The organism is Leifsonia shinshuensis, assembly GCF_022606355.1.
GTDB lineage: Bacteria > Actinomycetota > Actinomycetes > Actinomycetales > Microbacteriaceae > Leifsonia > Leifsonia shinshuensis_B.
Map to the genome: position 1 here is coordinate 428,932 of NZ_JAHHZQ010000002.1, position 18,539 is coordinate 447,470.

General features: G+C 62.2%; 19 protein-coding genes and 1 tRNA gene. 15 read left to right on the forward strand and 5 right to left on the reverse strand.

The genetic code is table 11. The features are described 5' to 3' along the window. The first annotated feature begins 213 nt into the window (after positions 1–213). Positions 214–738 carry a hypothetical protein gene (locus tag KNO15_RS08865; protein ID WP_241703229.1) on the forward strand — a complete coding sequence of 175 codons (525 nt, stop codon included), beginning with the start codon at positions 214–216 and terminating at the stop codon, positions 736–738. A gap of 321 nt (positions 739–1,059) precedes the next feature. Here KNO15_RS08865 and KNO15_RS08870 read toward each other — a convergent pair whose 3' ends face one another. Further along, on the reverse strand, positions 1,060–3,354 hold the full coding sequence (locus KNO15_RS08870) for an NACHT domain-containing protein (protein WP_241703230.1): 2,295 nt from the start codon (positions 3,352–3,354) through the stop codon (positions 1,060–1,062). 178 nt (positions 3,355–3,532) lie between these two features. Here KNO15_RS08870 and KNO15_RS08875 point away from each other — a divergent pair, with 178 nt between their 5' ends. The 4 genes from KNO15_RS08875 to KNO15_RS08890 all read left to right on the forward strand — a co-directional run bounded on the left by KNO15_RS08875 (position 3,533) and on the right by KNO15_RS08890 (position 7,290). Continuing rightward, a complete protein-coding gene (locus KNO15_RS08875; protein WP_241703231.1) occupies positions 3,533–4,558 on the forward strand; it encodes a hypothetical protein in 1,026 nt (341 codons plus the stop codon). Positions 4,559–4,621: 63 nt separating this feature from the next. Beyond that, complete coding sequence (locus KNO15_RS08880; RefSeq protein WP_241703233.1) at positions 4,622–5,635, forward strand: hypothetical protein; 1,014 nt, start codon at positions 4,622–4,624, stop codon at positions 5,633–5,635. Positions 5,636–5,767: 132 nt separating this feature from the next. Next, positions 5,768–6,037, forward strand: a complete 270-nt coding sequence (locus tag KNO15_RS08885) for a hypothetical protein (RefSeq protein ID WP_241703235.1) — start codon at positions 5,768–5,770, stop codon at positions 6,035–6,037. Between the two features lie 812 nt (positions 6,038–6,849). Continuing rightward, positions 6,850–7,290, forward strand: a complete 441-nt coding sequence (locus tag KNO15_RS08890; protein ID WP_241703237.1) for a hypothetical protein — start codon at positions 6,850–6,852, stop codon at positions 7,288–7,290. A 3-nt stretch (positions 7,291–7,293) separates the two neighbouring features. On the opposite strand, the gene KNO15_RS08895 is transcribed toward KNO15_RS08890, so the two are convergent. Then, on the reverse strand, positions 7,294–8,496 hold the full coding sequence (locus tag KNO15_RS08895) for a hypothetical protein (RefSeq protein ID WP_241703239.1): 1,203 nt from the start codon (positions 8,494–8,496) through the stop codon (positions 7,294–7,296). Beyond that, positions 8,493–9,341: a serine/threonine-protein kinase gene (locus tag KNO15_RS08900; RefSeq protein WP_241703241.1), complete on the reverse strand. Its 849-nt coding sequence runs from the start codon at positions 9,339–9,341 to the stop codon at positions 8,493–8,495. Before KNO15_RS08900 ends, KNO15_RS08895 begins: the two co-directional genes overlap by 4 nt. Positions 9,342–9,632: 291 nt before the next feature. On the opposite strand from KNO15_RS08900, the gene KNO15_RS08905 reads away from it, so the two are divergent. The 5 genes from KNO15_RS08905 to KNO15_RS08925 all read left to right on the forward strand — a co-directional run bounded on the left by KNO15_RS08905 (position 9,633) and on the right by KNO15_RS08925 (position 12,990). Continuing rightward, on the forward strand, positions 9,633–10,145 hold the full coding sequence (locus KNO15_RS08905; RefSeq protein WP_241703243.1) for a hypothetical protein: 513 nt from the start codon (positions 9,633–9,635) through the stop codon (positions 10,143–10,145). Positions 10,146–10,177: 32 nt separating this feature from the next. Further along, positions 10,178–10,768, forward strand: a complete 591-nt coding sequence (locus KNO15_RS08910; RefSeq protein WP_241703245.1) for a hypothetical protein — start codon at positions 10,178–10,180, stop codon at positions 10,766–10,768. A gap of 713 nt (positions 10,769–11,481) precedes the next feature. Beyond that, the gene (locus KNO15_RS08915; RefSeq protein WP_241703247.1) at positions 11,482–12,324 is read left to right on the forward strand and encodes a hypothetical protein; all 843 of its coding nucleotides are present in this window, start codon (positions 11,482–11,484) and stop codon (positions 12,322–12,324) included. Between the two features lie 79 nt (positions 12,325–12,403). Then, positions 12,404–12,700 (forward strand): hypothetical protein, encoded by a 297-nt coding sequence (locus KNO15_RS08920; protein WP_241703249.1) that lies wholly within the window; start codon positions 12,404–12,406, stop codon positions 12,698–12,700. Beyond that, positions 12,697–12,990 carry a hypothetical protein gene (locus tag KNO15_RS08925; protein WP_241703251.1) on the forward strand — a complete coding sequence of 98 codons (294 nt, stop codon included), beginning with the start codon at positions 12,697–12,699 and terminating at the stop codon, positions 12,988–12,990. Before KNO15_RS08920 ends, KNO15_RS08925 begins: the two co-directional genes overlap by 4 nt. A 6-nt stretch (positions 12,991–12,996) precedes the next feature. Here the strand turns inward: KNO15_RS08925 and KNO15_RS08930 are convergent, their stop codons facing one another. Next, complete coding sequence (locus tag KNO15_RS08930) at positions 12,997–13,275, reverse strand: hypothetical protein (protein ID WP_241703252.1); 279 nt, start codon at positions 13,273–13,275, stop codon at positions 12,997–12,999. A 119-nt stretch (positions 13,276–13,394) separates the two neighbouring features. Here KNO15_RS08930 and KNO15_RS08935 point away from each other — a divergent pair, with 119 nt between their 5' ends. The 3 genes from KNO15_RS08935 to KNO15_RS08945 all read left to right on the forward strand — a co-directional run bounded on the left by KNO15_RS08935 (position 13,395) and on the right by KNO15_RS08945 (position 16,768). Next, the gene (locus KNO15_RS08935) at positions 13,395–13,823 is read left to right on the forward strand and encodes a hypothetical protein (RefSeq protein ID WP_241703254.1); all 429 of its coding nucleotides are present in this window, start codon (positions 13,395–13,397) and stop codon (positions 13,821–13,823) included. 132 nt (positions 13,824–13,955) lie between these two features. Next, positions 13,956–15,014, forward strand: a complete 1,059-nt coding sequence (locus tag KNO15_RS08940; RefSeq protein ID WP_241703256.1) for a hypothetical protein — start codon at positions 13,956–13,958, stop codon at positions 15,012–15,014. Continuing rightward, a complete protein-coding gene (locus tag KNO15_RS08945; RefSeq protein WP_241703258.1) occupies positions 15,011–16,768 on the forward strand; it encodes a hypothetical protein in 1,758 nt (585 codons plus the stop codon). The genes KNO15_RS08940 and KNO15_RS08945 overlap by 4 nt, the downstream gene beginning before the upstream one ends. Positions 16,769–16,989: 221 nt before the next feature. Here KNO15_RS08945 and KNO15_RS08950 read toward each other — a convergent pair. Beyond that, positions 16,990–17,073, reverse strand: a tRNA-Leu gene (locus KNO15_RS08950). Between the two features lie 153 nt (positions 17,074–17,226). Here KNO15_RS08950 and KNO15_RS08955 point away from each other — a divergent pair. Then, the gene (locus tag KNO15_RS08955) at positions 17,227–17,940 is read left to right on the forward strand and encodes an FhaA domain-containing protein (protein ID WP_241703259.1); all 714 of its coding nucleotides are present in this window, start codon (positions 17,227–17,229) and stop codon (positions 17,938–17,940) included. Then, complete coding sequence (locus KNO15_RS08960; RefSeq protein WP_241703260.1) at positions 17,937–18,536, forward strand: FHA domain-containing protein FhaB/FipA; 600 nt, start codon at positions 17,937–17,939, stop codon at positions 18,534–18,536. Before KNO15_RS08955 ends, KNO15_RS08960 begins: the two co-directional genes overlap by 4 nt. The last annotated feature ends 3 nt before the right edge of the window (positions 18,537–18,539 follow it).

Sequence of the window (18,539 nt, forward strand, 5' to 3'; positions counted from 1 at the left end):
GGGACAGCGTGAGAATCTGTCACTTCGGTAGGCTCTCGCGGGAACCCGAGGAGCCAGATCATTTCTCAACACCCAGACACAGACTCCCAGCCGGACCGACGTGCTGCTGAAGGCGGTGACGGGACCGATGCTGTCGATCGTGACGAGCCGACCACTGAACAGCCACCGGTCGCTGTCTCGCCCCGCCGGCGACTCCTCGAGCACACGGTAACCGTGCGCACCTGTGCACTCGTCGCCGGCGCGGTTCTCGTACTTGCCGGCGTGGCCGGAGCGCTTGTCGGTTACATCTCCCGTCCCGACGTCTCGACGACATCGGAGTTCACGACGATGGAGCACAGCCTCCAGCGCCAGTTGTCCGAGTCGAGATCTGACCTCGGTATCGCGAAGAACGACCTCGACGCGGCCAACCAGCGCATCAACGACATCAGCGATCGCGAAGCCGCTTTGACCGCGGGAGAAGCCAGACTCAAGACCGATCAGGCGGCTCTCGACGAGAAGACGCGACAAGTCCAGTCGACCCAGTTCGGCGACGGGGTGCACATCGTCGGCTCGACGGTCGTCCCCGGCGTGTACTCGATCACCAGTTCCACGGGTTGCTACTACGTCTGGAAGACGAGCACCGGATCCGACGCGCAGATCATCGACAACAACATCGTGAACGGGCCGGCCGTCGTCACCCTCAAACCGGGCGACATCTTCGAAACAAGTCGCTGTGGCACGTGGACGAAGACAGGCTGAACTCGCCTGAACTCGCCTGCGCCAAACGAAGAAGGGCCGGATCGATACTCGATCCGGCCCTTCTCGTCCGTGGCTGCTTATCAGAATCTGTAGACCCACGTGACGACTGGGCTGTTTGGGAACATACCGCGCGGTATTCCAGGCTAAGGCTCCGAGAATTCCACGACACCACGCAATCCCAGTGCTGGCGCGGCACGGCTAGTAGATCTTTTCGACGTTTCAAGCACGCGCGGATGACAATGTAGCGGTGAGCGCAGAGCGAAACATCGAACGGAGCATGTCCGTCGCTGACCAATCTATGCGCGTAGGTTGCCAGCTACATCAACGCGCGTCGGCCATGACCTGGTCCGAGCTGGACGATCCACTTTCAAGCATCTGTCGAACTCGGCCCGTTGCTCCGCGAACTGGGTAATAGATCGTGTTTCCACCAGCCCTCCCGGTGACGATGAGGTCGGCATTGATAAGCGACTCGACCGCCAGGGGTACCAGTGCTCGCAGCTTGTCATCCAATCCGCGCGTGAGCGCGCTGTCCTTTCTGCCCGAACCAGCCTGCATGTAGACCTTCTTGAGGATGGTAAGGATTACCCGCTGGCGCGAAGAGAGCCCCGGAGAAGCGAGGATTCCCCGCGTCGTTTTGGACGCCGGGTCAAACTGGTCAAAGCCACAGTCCTGAAAGTGGCCCGTCGGCAACGAAGCAAGGCTCCCAGCGCCCTTCACCACGCCGAAAGCACATCTCCGAAAAACCGGAAGCGACCTATCGCCGTCGTATTCTGTTAGGTCCAGCGTCGCGACTACGCAATCGACGAAGTTGAGCGACTGAAGGTCCTCGTCGACATCAGCAACGACGATGCTCTCAAGGTACAGTTCGGAGAAAGTGAGAGCCGGCCATTCCCCTGTCTCACCCAGCTCGAGCGCAAGACGCGCCATATCCAATACGAGCGCGTCACTCGCCGCCCCGGCGATCCGCTTTGCGACTGCCAGCACATGCGAGCCGGAAATATCTGTGCGCCGAGCGATGAATTCGCTGACTGAGATGCCGAGTTGATTGAGCGGAACCGCGGTGCGTCTCAGGTCTCCTAGACTCTCATCAGCACCGTGCGCGATCACGAACCGTACAACGTCGCCTGCGCCGGCCGCGCTCGCGAGGGACGGATCTATCAGGTGTCTAGAGCCATCGGTTTCGTCGAGAACCCCTAACCCTGGCAGACGTTCGAGAAGCTGGTACGAGCCCTCGTCCGGGTTGTAGTTGCACACCTGATAGAAGGCCAGCGCCAGATCTTCCTTGAAAAGCGGTCCCGTTCCATCCGGCTTTCCACGAGCGACGGTGGCAAGGCGCTCGAGGATCCGCCGAATGGTCGGGCCGTCAACACCGAATTCCATAGTTGCCTCACGTGCGCAGAGACGCTCGAGGAGGAGATCCCAACCTTCCGCTGGTCCCACATCAGTGGTCGACTCCGCCAACTGCTTGATTGCGCCCGACGTCGCGAGGTAACCAAGCAGGAGTGGACGCGCTGGTAGCCAGTTCGGCAACGCACCCGTCCATCCATGCCTCTCTAGATAAGTCGAAACCTGCTGGTTCGTGAATTGGTCGGCCGTGAGCATCAAAGGGTCGCGTGCTGCGATACCAAGGCTCTGTCGCATCTCGGACGCGCTGTCGAAGAAGTGACGTCGACCAGTCAGGAGGATTCCGCACCCTGCCGGAGATTGCTCAACGAACTTACGAACGAGTTCCACCGAACGTCGGCGAATGTCGCGGAGCTCAGTTGCCTGACCTAACCAGCCCGTCGTTGCGATTTCGTCGAACCCATCGAGAAGAAGGGATACCTCGCCTGCGCGCCACGCTCTGACGAGCTGCGTTCCGCTGCCAAACCCGACGCGGGACGCGTGGCGTCGTATTGCTTCGTCGGGTTCGGTCTGAGCTTGGTGATCTCGCAGGTTCAGGGTGAGCGGAAACTTGAGGGTCCGCTTCTTCAAAGTGCCGGCGGCGAGAATTCTGTGTACCTCGCGTAGGGTCATGCTCTTTCCGGCACCGAAGTCACCCGTGAGAACAGTGAGCCCACCCTCGAGCGTACGGTCAGCAAGCTCCTTCGTAGAGAAGCTCCGTTCGGACGTTTCAGTGAGGTGAGACAGACTGAACGGGACATACGTGTCGAGGTCCGTCATGCTGCCGCTCGCTGGATTCCGCGCGCTTCCAAACGCGTACATTTCGCGTACGGTGAGGTACTCGTTGGCATCGATGAGCTTCGAACGCAACTGAGTCAGGCTGCAGGCGACCACGTTGGCGTCAATCTGCTCGATGTAGCGACGCTGGTCTGCTGTGGGCTCATCGCGGGTGACGAAGTAGCCCTTGACCCCCTTGAACCGGTGCTCCTTCGCCAAACGCTCGCAGGCTTGCTTGAGCTTATCGCCGTCCTTCTGCGCTTTTTCGAGCCGTCGCGAAACCGTTGCCTCGACGACCACGACGACGTCATCGCCGATGAAGATCCCGTCGCGCTCCGACGCGTCTAGGTAGGTCGCGCCTTGGTATGGACGATCCTTAGCGAACAGCGCGCGAGAAACACGGAGCACTTCCTCCTCGAAAAGTTGCTCCTCCTGCTGATCGTCGCTCCTAGCCATTTCCCTCCTCAGATCCCAATTCACGCTACGCGAGCGGAAGCACCAGCGTTCCTCCCCTTTGGGGGGGTGTCAACCGATCCGCACGCCGTCAGTTCACGTCCCAACACGCGGCAACCCTGCCTGACTCCAGACAAGTGCGCTTACGGTTAGACGCCTTCATCCGCCGTACTGTTGGTCTATGAGCAGCGTTGGTCCGTTCAACCCGCTACCGTCAGAGATTCGGCGACGCCAGGCGCTCGCTGAACAAGAAGCCCGTGACGGCGTGAACTGGCTCGAGGACTGCCCGGCTTCAGTCGGCCACAAGGTGTACGCCCTGCTTGAAGACGCAACAAACGCTCGCTACCGCGTGTTAACGCAAGCAGATCGCTATCGGACCATTGGTAGTGCGGACGGATTGATCGAGACCGACGCGTGGCATTCGCTTGAAAATGGAGACGGCTCGGCCGAGGAGCGGCTGGACGTGGTAGCTGCAGTAATGTACGCCTTCGCCGGGCTCGCGGAACACGATGACGAAATGGTCGAGGTGGGTGGCTGGGACAGCCACGAGTGGGAAAAGCCTTGGTACCGGCTCATCGATTTCACGGAGACAGTCAACGACTTCCTCCTTGGTTCTCGCGTGAATTGGGAGTTCGTTGATGGGCGATTTCTACCGCGAACCAGCTCAGTACTTCACGAAGCAGTTGTGCAGCCTGCGACAATTCTTCTGGACTCTGACCCTAAGTTCTCTAGGGCGTCCGCCGGCCTGCAGTTGGCTCTAACCCGACTTTCGGAGAACAAGCCAGACGCGGCGATAACGGACGCGGCGGCAGCGATTCAGGAGCTTTTCCGATCGCTCGGCGCCAAGGGCAACAGCATCGGAGACCAGCTCAATGCGGCTCAGCGTTCCGGGCTGATTACTGCCGCCGACAGGGCCCTCATGAAGCCAATCATCGACTGGATCAATGCAGACCGTTCTGACCACGGCAATGCACACGCCCATCGCGATGGAGATGTGACGCGGGCGGATGCATGGCTCTCGATTCACGTAGCGGCAGCCCTCGCAGTGCGGCTTTCCAACCAGGAGCCTCGCGAAATCATGGCTGTGCGCGCGCGACGCGAAGAACAACGTCGACTGGCGGAAGCCGCAACGTCCGCGCCGCACGAAGCCGGAACATCAACGGCAGCGTGGGAAGCCCCGGGTCGGTGGGACGAAACGCCATTCTGAAGAAGAACGGCAGTGTCATGCCCGATCTTGTAGGCGATGTCTCATGATGTCTGGATGGGTGCCATGACTGACGCCAAGGGTTCTTCGACCGCAAGTGGCACACGACGCACGTTGGTCTGGTCGGTGCTTTGCACAGCCATCGTCGTCGCGGTGGTCACCCTCATTCTTACGCTTGCAGTGTTCCGGCCACACGACGCAACCATCGGATCATGGGTAACTGATTTCGTGAAGACCTCGGGATTCGCGGGCCTGTGTGCTGTCGCAGCAGCGCTGGTTGCGTTCTGGAGCATATCCCGGCAGCTGAAGGTGACCCGTCAGGGCATAGACGAGGGACAGCGCAGTTCGGATCGCGCGCTGGAGGCTCAACGCACTACGGCGGACCGCAATTCTTGGTGGCAGATGTTCGAGTGGGCGTCTTCCAGGGCGATTCCGGCAGACAAGACGGAGGACCCCCTCCCGTATGCGGCCATCCTTCGCACGTTTGAGGCCCTCGCGGAGTCCGCGACCAGTCCGGTCCAGGAAGCCGCAGTGTCGGGCGTCATGGACGAAGTCGCAGGCAGAGAAGAAGGCCGCCGAAAGCAAGCCGCCACAAACTCACCTAGCAGTGAGGAATACACGGGGTCGGAACTCGCAGCATTGGAGGCGTTCGTTAGAAGGACTGCAAACACCCCCGCTAGGTCGCGGGCTGCTGAGTCGCAGCTGTACGAGGCGCAAGTCATTCAGGCGATTTTGAAACTGGAGTCTGACGAGTCATCCGATTTCCCAGTAGTTGTTCGAGAGGGCCCGACTACCGACTTGCGCGTCCCTGACGTGCTGGTCGAGATTGATGGAGTCACCGTCGGCGTCGAAGTCAAGCGCTTCACCCCGGCTAGCCAAACCCGGTCGAAGAAGGTGCTTGATCAGCTGAGGTACTTTTTGTCCGAGGGTCCAGCAGATCGGATTTTGTTGGTAGTACCTGCTGAGCTTGGCGAAGGCGTCATGCTCCTCGAAAGCGGGATCTTCGCGACTCACTGGAGTCCGAACGATGGAACGAGCAGCCTCGTGCGCGCGCTTCAGGAGGTCGCAAGGCGGAGCTAACGCCCCCGCAAATGCACCCCATACGCAAGGTCGGTCTTGGCGCGCTGCTTGACACACTTGGCGTGTCACGTCATTCAGATCTACTCTGATCGAATATGTGTTCCGAACATAGATTCGATTAGGGAGGCGAGTATGAGCACCGTCCAGACGCCGGAGGTTGTCTCCGTATGGACCGAAAACGGTCGACCTATCCGATTGGTGTGGCGCGGCAATCGCTACTTGGTCACGGACACACCGACCCCGCTGCACGAGTCGTTCGACCATGACGCCTCCACGCATCCGGCGCAACGCATTGTCGGCTGGCGATTCCAAGGCCGCAGCCTCGATGATGGCGCCACGCGGGTGTTCGACGCGCATCAGACCGCCTGCACGCGCTGGGTGCTCACCGGCGTCTACACGTGAGCCAGAAGCGCTACGAGCTCGGAAGGCCCGACCTCGCTGCCGAGACGGAAGCTCGGGACCGTCGGCCGCGACCAGTTAGCCTGCCTGACGATTTGGTGCGCCGCACGGGCCGTAGACAAGACGAACCGAGGCCAGTTCGGGTTCGGGCGATCGTCCCAGTTCGCGTCGCCTACTCGGACGCAATCGAGGTAGAAGCGGAGGTGATAGCGTCCACCCCTGGTGGAGCCGTCTTGATCCGGTTCGTCCCCGCGGGCGAAAAGTTCGAGGAGTTCGTCTGGCTGTGGTCGAACGCCGTACGACGCATCGGATACCCACAGAACGACTGACCGCACGCGCTCCCGGCATTCCCCTCGATCGCGGGTCTGCACGGGCGAACTCGCCGCATCTATTATCGTGGCAACGTCGGCTAGTACCCGCCGCTGTCTCACGCGGTCCATCACGTACCCGAGAACAAGACGAAAGCGGAAACATTGGCAAGTTCAGCAACCAGAAGCCAGAGCAGGTTTCGGTACGAGAACGACCTCGTCGATGCGCTCGAGCCCGGCTTCGCTGACTCGGTCTTCAGACGGAATGACCCGAACGTCTTCACTTTCCGAGAGGTGCCCGCGGTACGCGGAATCCCGGATCTGGTCGCCGTCCGATTCGACCACGCCGTTGTGGCAGAACGGCAGGCACTTGGCATCCGTAGCCTCAGTAGTGACGTCGAAGTTCGAGTCGTCCAGACTCTCCGCGGGGCTGGACCAATCGATCCTGGAGAGCTTGCCGACCGTGTCAGCCTGACTCGCGACTACCTACGCCGCTCCGTCCTACCGATGCTTGAACAGCTCGGCTGGACAACAACCACGGCAGGGCAGGTGACCCTTCAGCCAGGTACCCAACCGATCGGCCGGCGTGTCGTCACCGTCGAGGCGAAACTTCGCGACTGGCTGCGAGCGTTCAACCAGGCGCGGAACCAGTTGTACTCCGCTGACGCCGCCTACATCGCCTTGGACGAGACCTCCGCAACAACAGCCGTCAAGCAGGTGGACGCGATCGCCGAACGCGGAATCGGAGTCATTACGGTCAACGCCGAGTCAGGCCGGCACCGTGTACTCGTACGCCCGAAGCGGGCGCTAGACCCCAAGAAGACATCCGTTGGACGAGAGCTCATTGCGGAGCGCAGTTTTGGCCTGTGGCAGGCAGGTGAACGCGCCGGCCAGGTTTCACCGGTGTTCGGCTGGTACCTCCCAACCGCCGAGCGCGACCTGGAGTGATCGCTACTGCAACTCCCGCCACACCTCGAGGTGACCGGGGTTGCTCGCGCCGGTCGGCTTGTCGACGTTGGCAAGTCCCTTCACCCATTTCGACGCCCGGTTGATTGGCCGGTGTGCGACCACAAGTCGGTCCTTGGCGGCCATCTTCGCTTGCAGGTCTCCGACCGACTTCACGTAGTGCAATCCGGCTAGCTCCGGCTTGTGGGAGCCCGCGTCGATTTCGTCGAGGAACCGGGTCGGGAACGCTCTATGCTCGGGCAGAACGCGAATCCGTTCGAACACGCTGTGTTCCATCGTGTGCAGCAGGAACCGATCGAAGATTCGTGGTGTTGCCGGCGGTGCCTTCTGTCCCTTTCGACGGCCAATCCGTCGCTGCCGGGCGAATGCCTGGTCGGTGGCCGATGCCCCAGTGGAGAACCCGGACGCTCCGTACGCCCCCATGAGCCATCCGGTTAGGCCGGAGTTCGGAAGGAATAGCCGCTTCCCTTCGATCCGTGCTGTGGAGGCCAGCCTCATGTAACCGCGGAGGATCGCGTCGTCGGTGAGCTGACCGTACGAATTCGTCATCTCCGGCCACCAGAACCGCAAGTACCACTGCTTTTCGTTGGACTCGACAAGTTCACGCAGCAACAGGTTTCGTAGCTGCCGGTCGAGCAGCCATTCCTTGTCCAAGGTGAGGTTGACGAACATGGGCTTGTCGCCGACGATGTCGCGGCTCTCGCGCGCGACCGCCATCGCGGCGTCGAGCGCAGCGGCCGCGTTCGTGGTGGAAACCCACCCGTTCGCGGACAGTGCAACGGTCGCGCCGACGCTGTACTGCGCCTGAATAACCCGCGAGATCCAGTTTCGGTCCACACCGACCGGGAGATCTTCGTAGAAGGCAAATTTGGGCGGCGTCTTCGCCTCGTCGATGGTGTCCATTCCGGGCCAGGCCGACTTCGGGTGCCGGTAGAGGACGGGGTCGGCAAGGCGGAGCGGAACCTCGTCTAGCGGGCCGAGATACTCGCTCAGCGTCTTCTGGGTCTTGCCCCACATCTTGATCGATGTGCCAACTCCGAGGTCTTTCCCGTGGTCGTCGATCAGGCCCGCAAGGACCTCCGGCGTTCGTTTGTTTCCCCGTGCGCTTCGCTGCACGATGAAGGTTGGAACCTTCCCCCGCAGGATCTTGTCGAGGGAAGCGGTCTTCGGCGTGGACAGGTCGGTCACTTCATAGCCTTTCGAAGGTCTTTGAGGGCGCGCTTGGCGGATCCGCGTTCGAACGCGTCCTCGCTAAGCAGCCGGAGTATGACCTTCCGAAGGCCAGGGTCAACGTGTGCAGGGAGCGGCGCCGGCGGACCGGTGATCTCCTCGGCGATGTCGTCTTCGCTCTTGCCTGCGTATGACGTCACGAATGGGTGCTGGCCGGTGAGCAGCATGAAAAGGACCACCCCACACGCCCACAAGTCCGAACTCTTCCGCGCCCGTTCACCGCGCAGCTGCTCCGGCGCCATGTAGATCAGCGAACCGACTCGCTGCGGGTAAGCCGTCATCGTGAGGTCGGAAGCACCCTTCGACAGGCCCATGTCGATCAGCACGGGTGTGTCCCAACGGCCGTCTCGGAGAATGATGTTCGCCGGTTTCAGATCCCGATGGACACGTTCGACGTCGTGGAGCTGCTTCACACCGTGGAGGAGTTCGACACCGAAGGCAAGGACTTCCTTCTGGCTCGGGAGCCCGGATTCAGTAACGTTCGATGCGACGTCTCCGCCCGGGAGGTACTCGCACACCAACGTCGTGTGGGCTGTACCGGCGACAGCGACCTCGCGAACCTCATGCAGTCGCGCAAACCGTCGGCCGTGAACGACGGTGAGCCCGTCGATCTCCCGCTGGACGAGCCGGGCGTTGAAGTTCTTCGGGTCGAGGAACTTCACCGCGCAAACCGTGGGTTGGCCTCCGACGTCTACCGAGTCGACTCGCCAGGTCTCCCCAAAGGTTCCTTTGCCAAGGAACTTCACTTCGGCTGCGTCGAATGCCGCGCGCACATCATCGGCTGCCAGATTCGGCTTCGCCATCTTTCCCCTTGCTCAACTAGACATTCCTGTCTATCGGCATCACGGGTCACGGTCCAAGACCACGAACGGGGGGCGATCAGGAAGTTCGCCACCTGACGCGAACGGGCAAGTCGATGCCCCAGCTCGGTGATGAAGCCCACGCTCACCACGCCAGATCAAGCCACGCGATGATCACGTTCGCGCACCGACGTACAGGACCGCTGCTCCTGCGCGGCGCCGACTGACGTGCGGTCAAAACAACACAGCCTGCTGTAACTACAGCTATGATTCCCGTCAGGGAGGTGCGCCCCAATGGATGACTGGTCGCTCGTGGGCGAACTGTGCACGATGTTTGAGATCAATCCGGCTGGCCTGATGGAGGAGGCCTTCCTCCGAGATGTTTCGGCGCGCGACATCATTGATGGATTCACGCGGACACTCACCTACCTGCGAATACATGGGGCCGGCGAAGCCTCCGAGGCGCCCGTTTCCGACCTAGACGCGATGCCGCCAGGAACCTTCGACGTGCGCATTGTCCTCAACGACGAGATATGGGTCGACATCTTCCGTAGGAAGCACTTCATCGCGGTGATGTCGGCAAGTCACGCTGCCGCGGTGATCGTGTTTCTGAAGAAGCGGGCGAACGAGTTGTTCGAGATCCTCGGCGATGGCACCACTGCGAATGAATGGCTGGAGTCGACGCCACTGATCAACGCGCTCAGGCGGCGGCTTCGGGACCTGGGGATCAACGTTCGTGAAGCTGCGTCAGCGACGAATCAACTCGATCACCCGAACCAAACGCGGTCCGAGGGCGACGGCCGATGACAGCGCGTGGACGCGACGACGATCGCGCACGCTTGCAGCGCACCGTCGGCTACCTGCTGGATCGACTCGGCACCCCCCTTGTTTCCTACCTCGCGGTGACGCCTAACAAGATGGACGCGTGGATGTGGGCGGAGCCAAGCACTGGCCCGACGCCCGAGCAAGAGCGCCGCGTTCGTTGCGCGTACCAGGCGTGGAAGATTCTCGAACGGTGGAAGCGAGACGATGCGACAAAGGCCTGGTTCGCTGATTTCGACCCCGTTCTCGGAAGCTCACCAGTCGACCGGATTCGTTCCGACGAATTCGACGTCGTCATCAGCGCGGCCAAGCGTGCCGCCGACCTCGAACTGGTGAGATACGCCGAGCGGGGTGACCCGGTGGTCATCTATGACGTGATGCGCGAAGCCGCCAATCGGTGCGCCGCGGCCTACGTCGCCCGGATCACTCGCGATCCAGATGAACATGCAATCGACCAGGTCCGTCGGGTCTGGTCGTATGCCGAGGGGATCGATCCACGTGACGCCCTGGCTCAACTTCGAGCGACCGATCTTCTGTACGACCTTCGTGGGCGTCTGGTCGCCGGAGAGGACCCGGACCTCGATGAGCTCTTTGAGAGCGACACGTGAGCGCCAGGGATGGACAGCGACGGGACTCCGCGTTCCGAAATCAACCCCGGACGGAGAACAACGTGATGCGACGGGTTCAGATCTGGCTTCGACCGGAGGAGCGGAGCCTTCTCGATGCCGAAGCAGCGCGCACGAGCCGCTCGATCTCGTCACTGGTTCGAGATGCCGTTGACCGAAGATACAACTCGCACAGTCTCAGCGACCGGGACATCGACGCTATCGATTCGGCGACGGGCGCGTGGGGGGACGCTCACGATTCGGACGGTGAGGAGTACGTCAACCGCTTACGCTCCGGCAGCCGTCTCCGGGATGTTGACGGAAACTGATCCGGCCCGTTCAGCGCCGGGCAACACCACTCAATCTACTCGGGCCATCCTTCGCGAATGCGCGGCAGCGAATCCTCTGCTGTCTCGAAAGATCCTGCGTAGTCATTCGACGCTCGTCGCAGAACTTCATCACGCTCAGCGTGCTGACCGTTCGCGACAACTTCACCTGACTTCTCTCGACCGTTGCCGTCATCCCGCCCGTCGACCACTGTGGGTGGAGGCACAGATTCCGTTTCCCTCGAATCAGAGTCCATCGGTGGCGCCTTCCAACTCATTCCTGCTCTGGAGCCCAGGCTACGCCGCCACGTTGCCCCAGTTCGAGGAACAGATGACCACTCAAGCGCCAAAACCTACAGCTGAAGCCCTCCGTCCGCGCATATCTGACGCGTGAGCCACTCCACCGACTTCGTCACCGCCTGCATCACCGACGCATCCATCGCCTCCTACGAGCCATCGAAACTCAAGCCGGCACTGACCACCTTCACCGAGTGGTGTTCCAAGAAGGGAATCCCACTCGAGCGCACGGTTGTCTTCGAGCGCGCCAACATCGCCCGTTTCGTCGAGGTGGGACTTCCGACGCTCGCCTCGGCCACGCGCGGGAACTACCGCTCTCAGCTCCTCCGCGTCGCCGAAGCCCTGCTCGACGAAGCACATGCTCCGCGCCCGCTTTCAGCGCTCGCGCCGTCGGACCCGAGCGTCCCCTATACAACGGACGAGCAGTCACTCCTGCGCGAGTGGGCTCGCAAGGAGAAGAAGGCTCGACGGGCAGATGCCGAAATTCTGGTCGCGCTCGGGCTGGGCGCCGGCCTTTCGGCCATCGAGATCATGAACATCCGAGCTCATGATGTGCTGCAGTCAACGAGCGGTGCGGTCCTCGTTCGCGTAGCAGAAGGACGGACACGAACCGTTCCGCTACTGCGCCGTTGGGAGCGAGCGGCGCTTCGGCGCGCGGCCGAGCTCTCCGGCGACGACTACCTGTTCATTCCGGGGCGCTCTGGTGCGGGCAAGAATCTGATCTCGAACTTCGTCGCCCGCGGAGGCAACAAGATCCACGTGCAGACGCAGCGCATGAGAGCCGCGTGGATCGTGACCCATCTGGCTGCGTCCTCCCCTCTTCCGGAGCTGGTGAAGGCCGCTGGCGTGGATTCGCTGGAGGCCTTCACCCGGTACTTGAGGTACGTCCCCGCCCGCGAGACAACTGAATCGGTGCGCTCGCTCCGGGCTGCGTAGCCCGACCAAGCAAGGTTGTTCCTCAGGCAAGCTGCTGCTATTGTTACCTCACCCGCTGTATCTACAGCAGGGCGAGTTGATGATGGACGAGGTTCACTACTACCGCACTCAAGCGGAGGCGGACGCCAAGCGTGAGTTCGCGATCGCATACATTCGCGACCTCGAGCTACTGATGCCCGCCGGCTCTGTCAGCTTCGACTACGGGACGATCTTCGTCGGACGCACCGTTTCACAGCTCGTCGGCTGCGTCGCCGTCACGATCCCAGGCATCAAGCCATCACTGACCGCCCTCGAGTTCGTGCTCGACGAAGACGCCGAGGTGTACGTAGATGCGCTCCTCTACTACCGGGCGAAGCTCCTCGGAGGTGAGCGATGACGCTCGATCGAATCCCCGATGATCAAGGGCGCTACCGCGTGACTACCCGCTCCGGCTCCGTGTACGTCTTCGACCTTTCCTCACACACCGTCACCCGAACACCAGGAGAGAGATCCCATCACGACATCTGGGACGGGATGCACCAACTGCGCATGATCATCCAGGGGCAGGTGGGGACATCGGGGTTCTGGACCCTGGAGCCCGATTCGCCCGAGCTCGATGAGGTGTTCGACTACTTGTGGCAGGTCACGTCGCCGATTATCGCCATCGAGGCGATTATCGAGGAGTAGGCGATGTCATTCCTCGAAGTACCCAGGCCACAGTGTCTTCTTGAAGGCCGCTTCCAGCCGGGCCACCAGTCGGGCATCAGGCCACGTGCGACCTTCAAGAACGAGTCGCAGCGAATTCCGATCCACGCCGGCCCGCTTCGCCGTCGAGAGGACACTGTCGCCGCCCATCGCCTCTTTGAGGTTGATTACGAAACGGCGCGCAGCTTCGTGCGCATGGTCACTCATCCGTGCGGTCGGCCAGTCGTCGAGCCCAAGGTTCGGACTAACACGCAACGGACGGGCCATGCGACCACGCTAGACGATGGGCGCACCACATGGCGCGATCGCAGCACCATCGCCACTCCCTTCACATCGGCAACCGCCTCGCGCTGCTGTATCTACAGCAATAGTGTCTCATAACGGCCATGATGACAACCACACTTCGAACTCCAATTCACCTCCGCCAGAAGTGGCAGATCGAACTTGGCCCGTATCTACTTCTCGACGAACTCGCGCGACAACTGCATGTTCCCGCTAGCCGAGTGAGGGAACTCGCGGTGCAGAAAGAGATCCTCGAGGTCCACGACGCACGAGGGACGATCCTCTATCCAGTCTTTGCTCTCGCAGACGCCAGCGCCGACAGCACTGGGTATCGTGTGCTCCCCAAGTTGAGGTGCCTGCTTGAGGTGCTCGCGCGCTCCTGCGAAGAAGAATGGCTCTGGGCGCTCTGGGTAAGCGGCTGGAACCCGAGACACCACGGCAGCGCACCCATCGACGCCCTCCTACAGGGTGACGAATCGGTCCTCGCCGCGGCACGGAACGAAGACTGGTCGTGGACGGCGCACTACTTCTGAGCGCACGTGCGCCTTCGTTCATAACTCACACCTGGAGCCACCCGAGCTGGCATAGCCGGAGGCATGACCCACGCCTCCACGAGATCGCGCCGACCGCACGCAGCTCAATCACCCCTCCGCACTCCCGAACAGGTGCGCCTCGACGAGCGCCTCTCCTTCGGCGACACGACCTGGGCGCGTAGCCATGCATCCGATCTCGCCGACGCCGTCGGCGCCTTCGCGCGACAGACCGGATCGGTCGCCGCGCTCCTGACCCGCATCGGTCACAACGCGCTGCCCCTCGAAGCCCGTGAAGCGATGACGACGTACAAGCCTCGCCGCGACACCGAGACGTGGCCGCGCATCGCCGAGTTCGTCCGAGACGCCTGCTCGCTCGCCGCACCCCAGACCGCCTACTCGGCAAAACTCCTCGTCACCATCACGACCGCCTTCGTGACCTGGGCAGTTGTGGAACGTGGACTGCCACTCCAGACAGACGTCATCTTCAGCCGTCAGGTCATCAACGTCTACGCCACCGAAGAGAACCGCGGCCGCAGCGAGGGAACACGACGCAATTACCGATCAATGCTGCTCCGGATCTCACAGGTGCTCCTACCGACGGAGCAAGGCGCTTCGATGACACCTCTCAGCCGAAAGGGCATCGCCCACCCATACGGCCCGAAAGAGATGGAAGAGTTCCGGTCCTGGGCTCTCGGGCAGAAGACGCAGGCCAAGCGTCGCAAGGCGATGCTGATGCTCATCCTCTGCGCCGGAGCAGCCCTGCGGCCAGTCGAGATCATCGACGTCGCGGCAGAGGACGTCCTCATCGACGACCTCGGCGTCTTCATCAACGTCCGCGGAGGAACCAATCCACGCTCGGTCCCACTCCTCGCAGAGTGGGAGGACTGGTGCATCGCTCTGCTCGAAGACGCAGACCAAGACGTACCTCTCTGGGGTCCTCCGAACCGCAGCGACGGCGGCAACCTGCTCAGCAGCTTCACCCAGTACACGATCGGCAAGCACCCGCGAGGCGACCGACTGCGATCGACCTGGATCGTCGGAAGGCTTCAAGCCGGCGTCCCGATCAAGGAACTCTTCCGAGCACTCGGCTTCGACAAGTTCGAGAATCTCCCCCGTTATCTCGCCTTCGTCCAACAGATGGACGTCGCGTCCTACCGCTCCGCCATCCGTAACAGTGGCGGTGACAAGTGAGCGCCAACCGCGAGGACCCGGAGAAGCTGCTTACCCGACGCATGCTTGAAACCTTCGGGGTCGCAAGCAGTGACGAACTGACGCGAGAACGCGTCAAGTACGGCCCGATGTCCAAGGCGTACCTCGCGCTCGCTGCACGCATCGTCGACAACTCCGGTGTGGTGGCCCGACTGGACGAGTGGGACTCTGCAAAGCGCAAGAGCGGCGCCGGTCGAAAGCCCACCATCCCGTACCGCGCGGTCCTCATTCTCCTGCTTATCCACATCCAGATGGGTCTCGGCGCCAACTACCAGGAAATCGCCAACACGCTCCACTACCGATTCGACGCGGAGCACCGATCGATGCTCGGTATCAACGATGCGGCCACCTCGCGTGGCGGCTGGTACCAGCGGATGCGACGGTCGACCGTCAACCTGCTCAACCTCATGGACCCCTACCCTTCGCGGAGGAACAAGCGCCTCGACCAAGCTGAATTCGCCGCACAGCGTACGAAGTGGGACAGCGTCGAAGGACGCATCGCCACAAAGGTCGCGATGGTGAAGCTGGACTGGATGTGCGAACAACTCGTACACGCAACGGTGCGAATGCTTCCCTCGGACATCTGGGCCCGCTACAACGGCAACATCGCAATCGACGCCACCAAGCTCGAAATCGCGGGGCGCCCTAACTCTCCAGATGACCGTCGCAAACGAACGAACGCCGACCCTTTTGCCGAGCGCTACCGCCGAGAAGGCAACCACAACGGCGAGGGCGCGAAGACCGACGTCGCCGCGTATGAACTCGAGAACGCTGTCATGGTCTGGAACAACCCAGGTGAGCGGAACCTCTTCCCTTCTCTGACGCTCGCTGTGACGTTCCACCAGCCAGGACGCCTGGTCGGACACGGACTTCGCCTCGTGGAATCCGTCGAGAGACTCGGCGTCAGGCCCGGGATGATCATGGCGGACCGCGCCTACAACGGCGAGCAAGCGAAGAACTTCCAGATACCGGTACGCCTGAATGGCTGGAAGCTGGCGATCGACTACAAGAAGGACGAGCTCGGCATCCAGAGCGAATACAAGGACCTCATCCTGGTCGAAGGCACTTGGTATGTCACCACCATGCCTGAAAACCTCATCGAAGGAATGAAGGCAATTCGATCGGAAGTCGAGGATCCGGACACGGGCGAAAAGCGGACTGTAATCGATGAGGAAGCCCTGAAGACGCTACTCAAGAACCGCAAGCCGTACCGCATGATTCCGAAAGGTCGACCTGACGCTGACGGCTACCAGCGCTACAGCTACCCACGTCCGGGCACCTACATCGCCTACGACCGTGGCTCAAAGAAGATGATCACCCCGACGACGCCAGGAACGATCACGATTCCGATCGACGCGGGAACACCTCCGAAGGGCAAGAAGCGGAAGGAGAATCCGCCTGCGGTCAAGTACCTGCAGGAGTTCCCATACATGTCGCCCGAACACCAGGCCTTCTACGGTATGCGCAGCCTCGTAGAGTCGTCCCACAAGATGCTCAAGGAGGCCGGGCGCGAAGACATCGCCAACAAGCGCAAGCGCTCGGGGCGGGGGTACGCCTTCCACTACCTCGCAGCGGCTCTCGCCGCTGCCTCTACTAACCTCCGCAAGATTGAGTCCTTCTTCGTCCAGGACCACGAACGCAGCGTCGAGCCGAAGCACCGCATCCGACGTCGAAAGACCCTGACCGGCACGACGCTCGCTCGAACCGCGACGACGGCAACAGCGCCGCCCGCCTAGTCAGCCGACAGGCCAAGACATTTTCACCCGCAAGACAGGGCGCTTCAGCCTGCCCGAATAGCGGAATCCAGCCACTTCCCGCTGACCCGAACCCCGTCATCGGGGCAAATGATCCCCAAATGCGAAGGGCCGGATCGACGTTTCCAGTCGATCCGGCCCTTCTTCGTTCGTCCGAGCGAATTTCGAAATCCCCCTTCGGAGATTCTGAAATCCACCCTCCGTGCGCGAGGGGGGACTTGAACCCCCACGCCCTTGCGGGCACTGGCACCTGAAGCCAGCGCGTCTGCCAATTCCGCCACTCGCGCGAACCAAGGAAGACTAACACGAGCGCGTCGCCGCCGACGAATCGGCCGGGCGTGCCCATCCCCGATCTTCGCCGCTCAGCCAGCAGTCCGGGGTGTCTTCCAGGGCGTTCCGACTAACATGCATGTAGCTGGCAAGCCGGGAGCGGGAGACTAGTGGGCATTCTGGACAACTTCGAGCGGGGGCTCGAGCGCGCCGTCAACGGCGCGTTCGCGAAGACCTTCCGCTCTGGGCTGCAGCCTGTCGAGCTCACCAGCGCCATCCGCAAAGAGATGGACACGCGGGCCGCCGTCGTCGCACGCGACCGCGTTCTGGCCCCGAACCGCTTCGTCCTGCGCATGTCGACCGCCGATTACAAGCGCATGCGGTCGATGGGTGCCGCGCTCACCGACGAGCTCGTCTCGTTCGCGCAGAAGCACGCGACCAGCCAGCACTACCAGTTCGCGGGCGGGCTCTCCATCGAGCTGGTGGAGGACGAGGACATCAGCGTCGGGATGCTGCAGATCGACTCCGAGAACGTCAAGGGCGATGTCGCCTGGACTCCCATTCTCGACATCGACGGACGCCACTACCCGCTCACCGGCGGACGGACGGTCGTCGGCCGCGGCGGCGACGCGGACATCACCGTCGACGACACCGGCATCTCCCGCCGTCACGTCATGATCACCTGGGACGGCCACCGCGCACAGGTGGAAGACCTGGGTTCCACGAACGGCTCGAAGCTGAACGGGCAGCCGGTGAAGAAGGCGATCCTCGAACCCGACTCCGTCGTCACCATCGGGCGCACCCGTATCGTGTTCCGGGTGCTCCCCCAAGCCGCGCCATCCCCGCACTCCACGCAGGGCGACAACTTCTGGAGCACCTCGTGAACCCGAGCGAGCTCACGCTCCTGGTGCTGCGCTTCGGGTTCCTCCTGCTCCTCTGGCTCTTCGTCTTCGGCATCGTGTACGCGCTCCGCACCGATCTGTTCGGCCAGCGTGTCCGCAAGCTCCCCGAGACGCAGGCGACACAGGCGCCCGCCTCGCCGTTCCCCACGGCGGCTCCTGCTCCCGTCCCCGCCGGTGCGCCGGCCGGCGCCGCAGGGCCGACCGAACCGGTCATGAAGCACGCCCCGGTGTCCAGCCTCCCTTCCGGCGCGAACACGGCGGGCGGCGGCACCAACGCCAGCGTCCAGACCGCGCATCGGCTGGTCATCACCTCAGGGCCGCGCTCGGGCACCGAACTCGCCCTCGGTCGCGACCCCATCACCATCGGACGCTCGAGCGAATCCGGCCTCGTCATCCGCGACGACTACACGTCCACCCACCACGCGCGTCTCCTGCTCTGGAACGACGAGTGGATGATCCAAGACCTCGACTCCACCAACGGAACGTTCCTCGACGGTCGACGCGTCACCGTCCCGACCCAGGTACCGCTCGACACCCCGATCAAGATCGGGACGACCACATTCGAGCTGCGACGGTAACCG

Excerpts from the sequence above, each read along its gene's own strand:
- KNO15_RS08870 (WP_241703230.1), bottom strand. The coding sequence starts at position 3,354 with ATGGCTAGGAGCGACGATCAGCAGGAGGAGCAACTTTTCGAGGAGGAA.
- KNO15_RS08875 (WP_241703231.1), top strand. The coding sequence starts at position 3,533 with ATGAGCAGCGTTGGTCCGTTCAACCCGCTACCGTCAGAGATTCGGCGA.
- KNO15_RS08880 (WP_241703233.1), top strand. The coding sequence starts at position 4,622 with ATGACTGACGCCAAGGGTTCTTCGACCGCAAGTGGCACACGACGCACG.
- KNO15_RS08885 (WP_241703235.1), top strand. The coding sequence starts at position 5,768 with ATGAGCACCGTCCAGACGCCGGAGGTTGTCTCCGTATGGACCGAAAAC.
- KNO15_RS08890 (WP_241703237.1), top strand. The coding sequence starts at position 6,850 with ATGCTTGAACAGCTCGGCTGGACAACAACCACGGCAGGGCAGGTGACC.
- KNO15_RS08900 (WP_241703241.1), bottom strand. The coding sequence starts at position 9,341 with ATGGCGAAGCCGAATCTGGCAGCCGATGATGTGCGCGCGGCATTCGAC.
- KNO15_RS08905 (WP_241703243.1), top strand. The coding sequence starts at position 9,633 with ATGGATGACTGGTCGCTCGTGGGCGAACTGTGCACGATGTTTGAGATC.
- KNO15_RS08920 (WP_241703249.1), top strand. The coding sequence starts at position 12,404 with ATGATGGACGAGGTTCACTACTACCGCACTCAAGCGGAGGCGGACGCC.
- KNO15_RS08925 (WP_241703251.1), top strand. The coding sequence starts at position 12,697 with ATGACGCTCGATCGAATCCCCGATGATCAAGGGCGCTACCGCGTGACT.
- KNO15_RS08930 (WP_241703252.1), bottom strand. The coding sequence starts at position 13,275 with ATGGCCCGTCCGTTGCGTGTTAGTCCGAACCTTGGGCTCGACGACTGG.
- KNO15_RS08935 (WP_241703254.1), top strand. The coding sequence starts at position 13,395 with ATGATGACAACCACACTTCGAACTCCAATTCACCTCCGCCAGAAGTGG.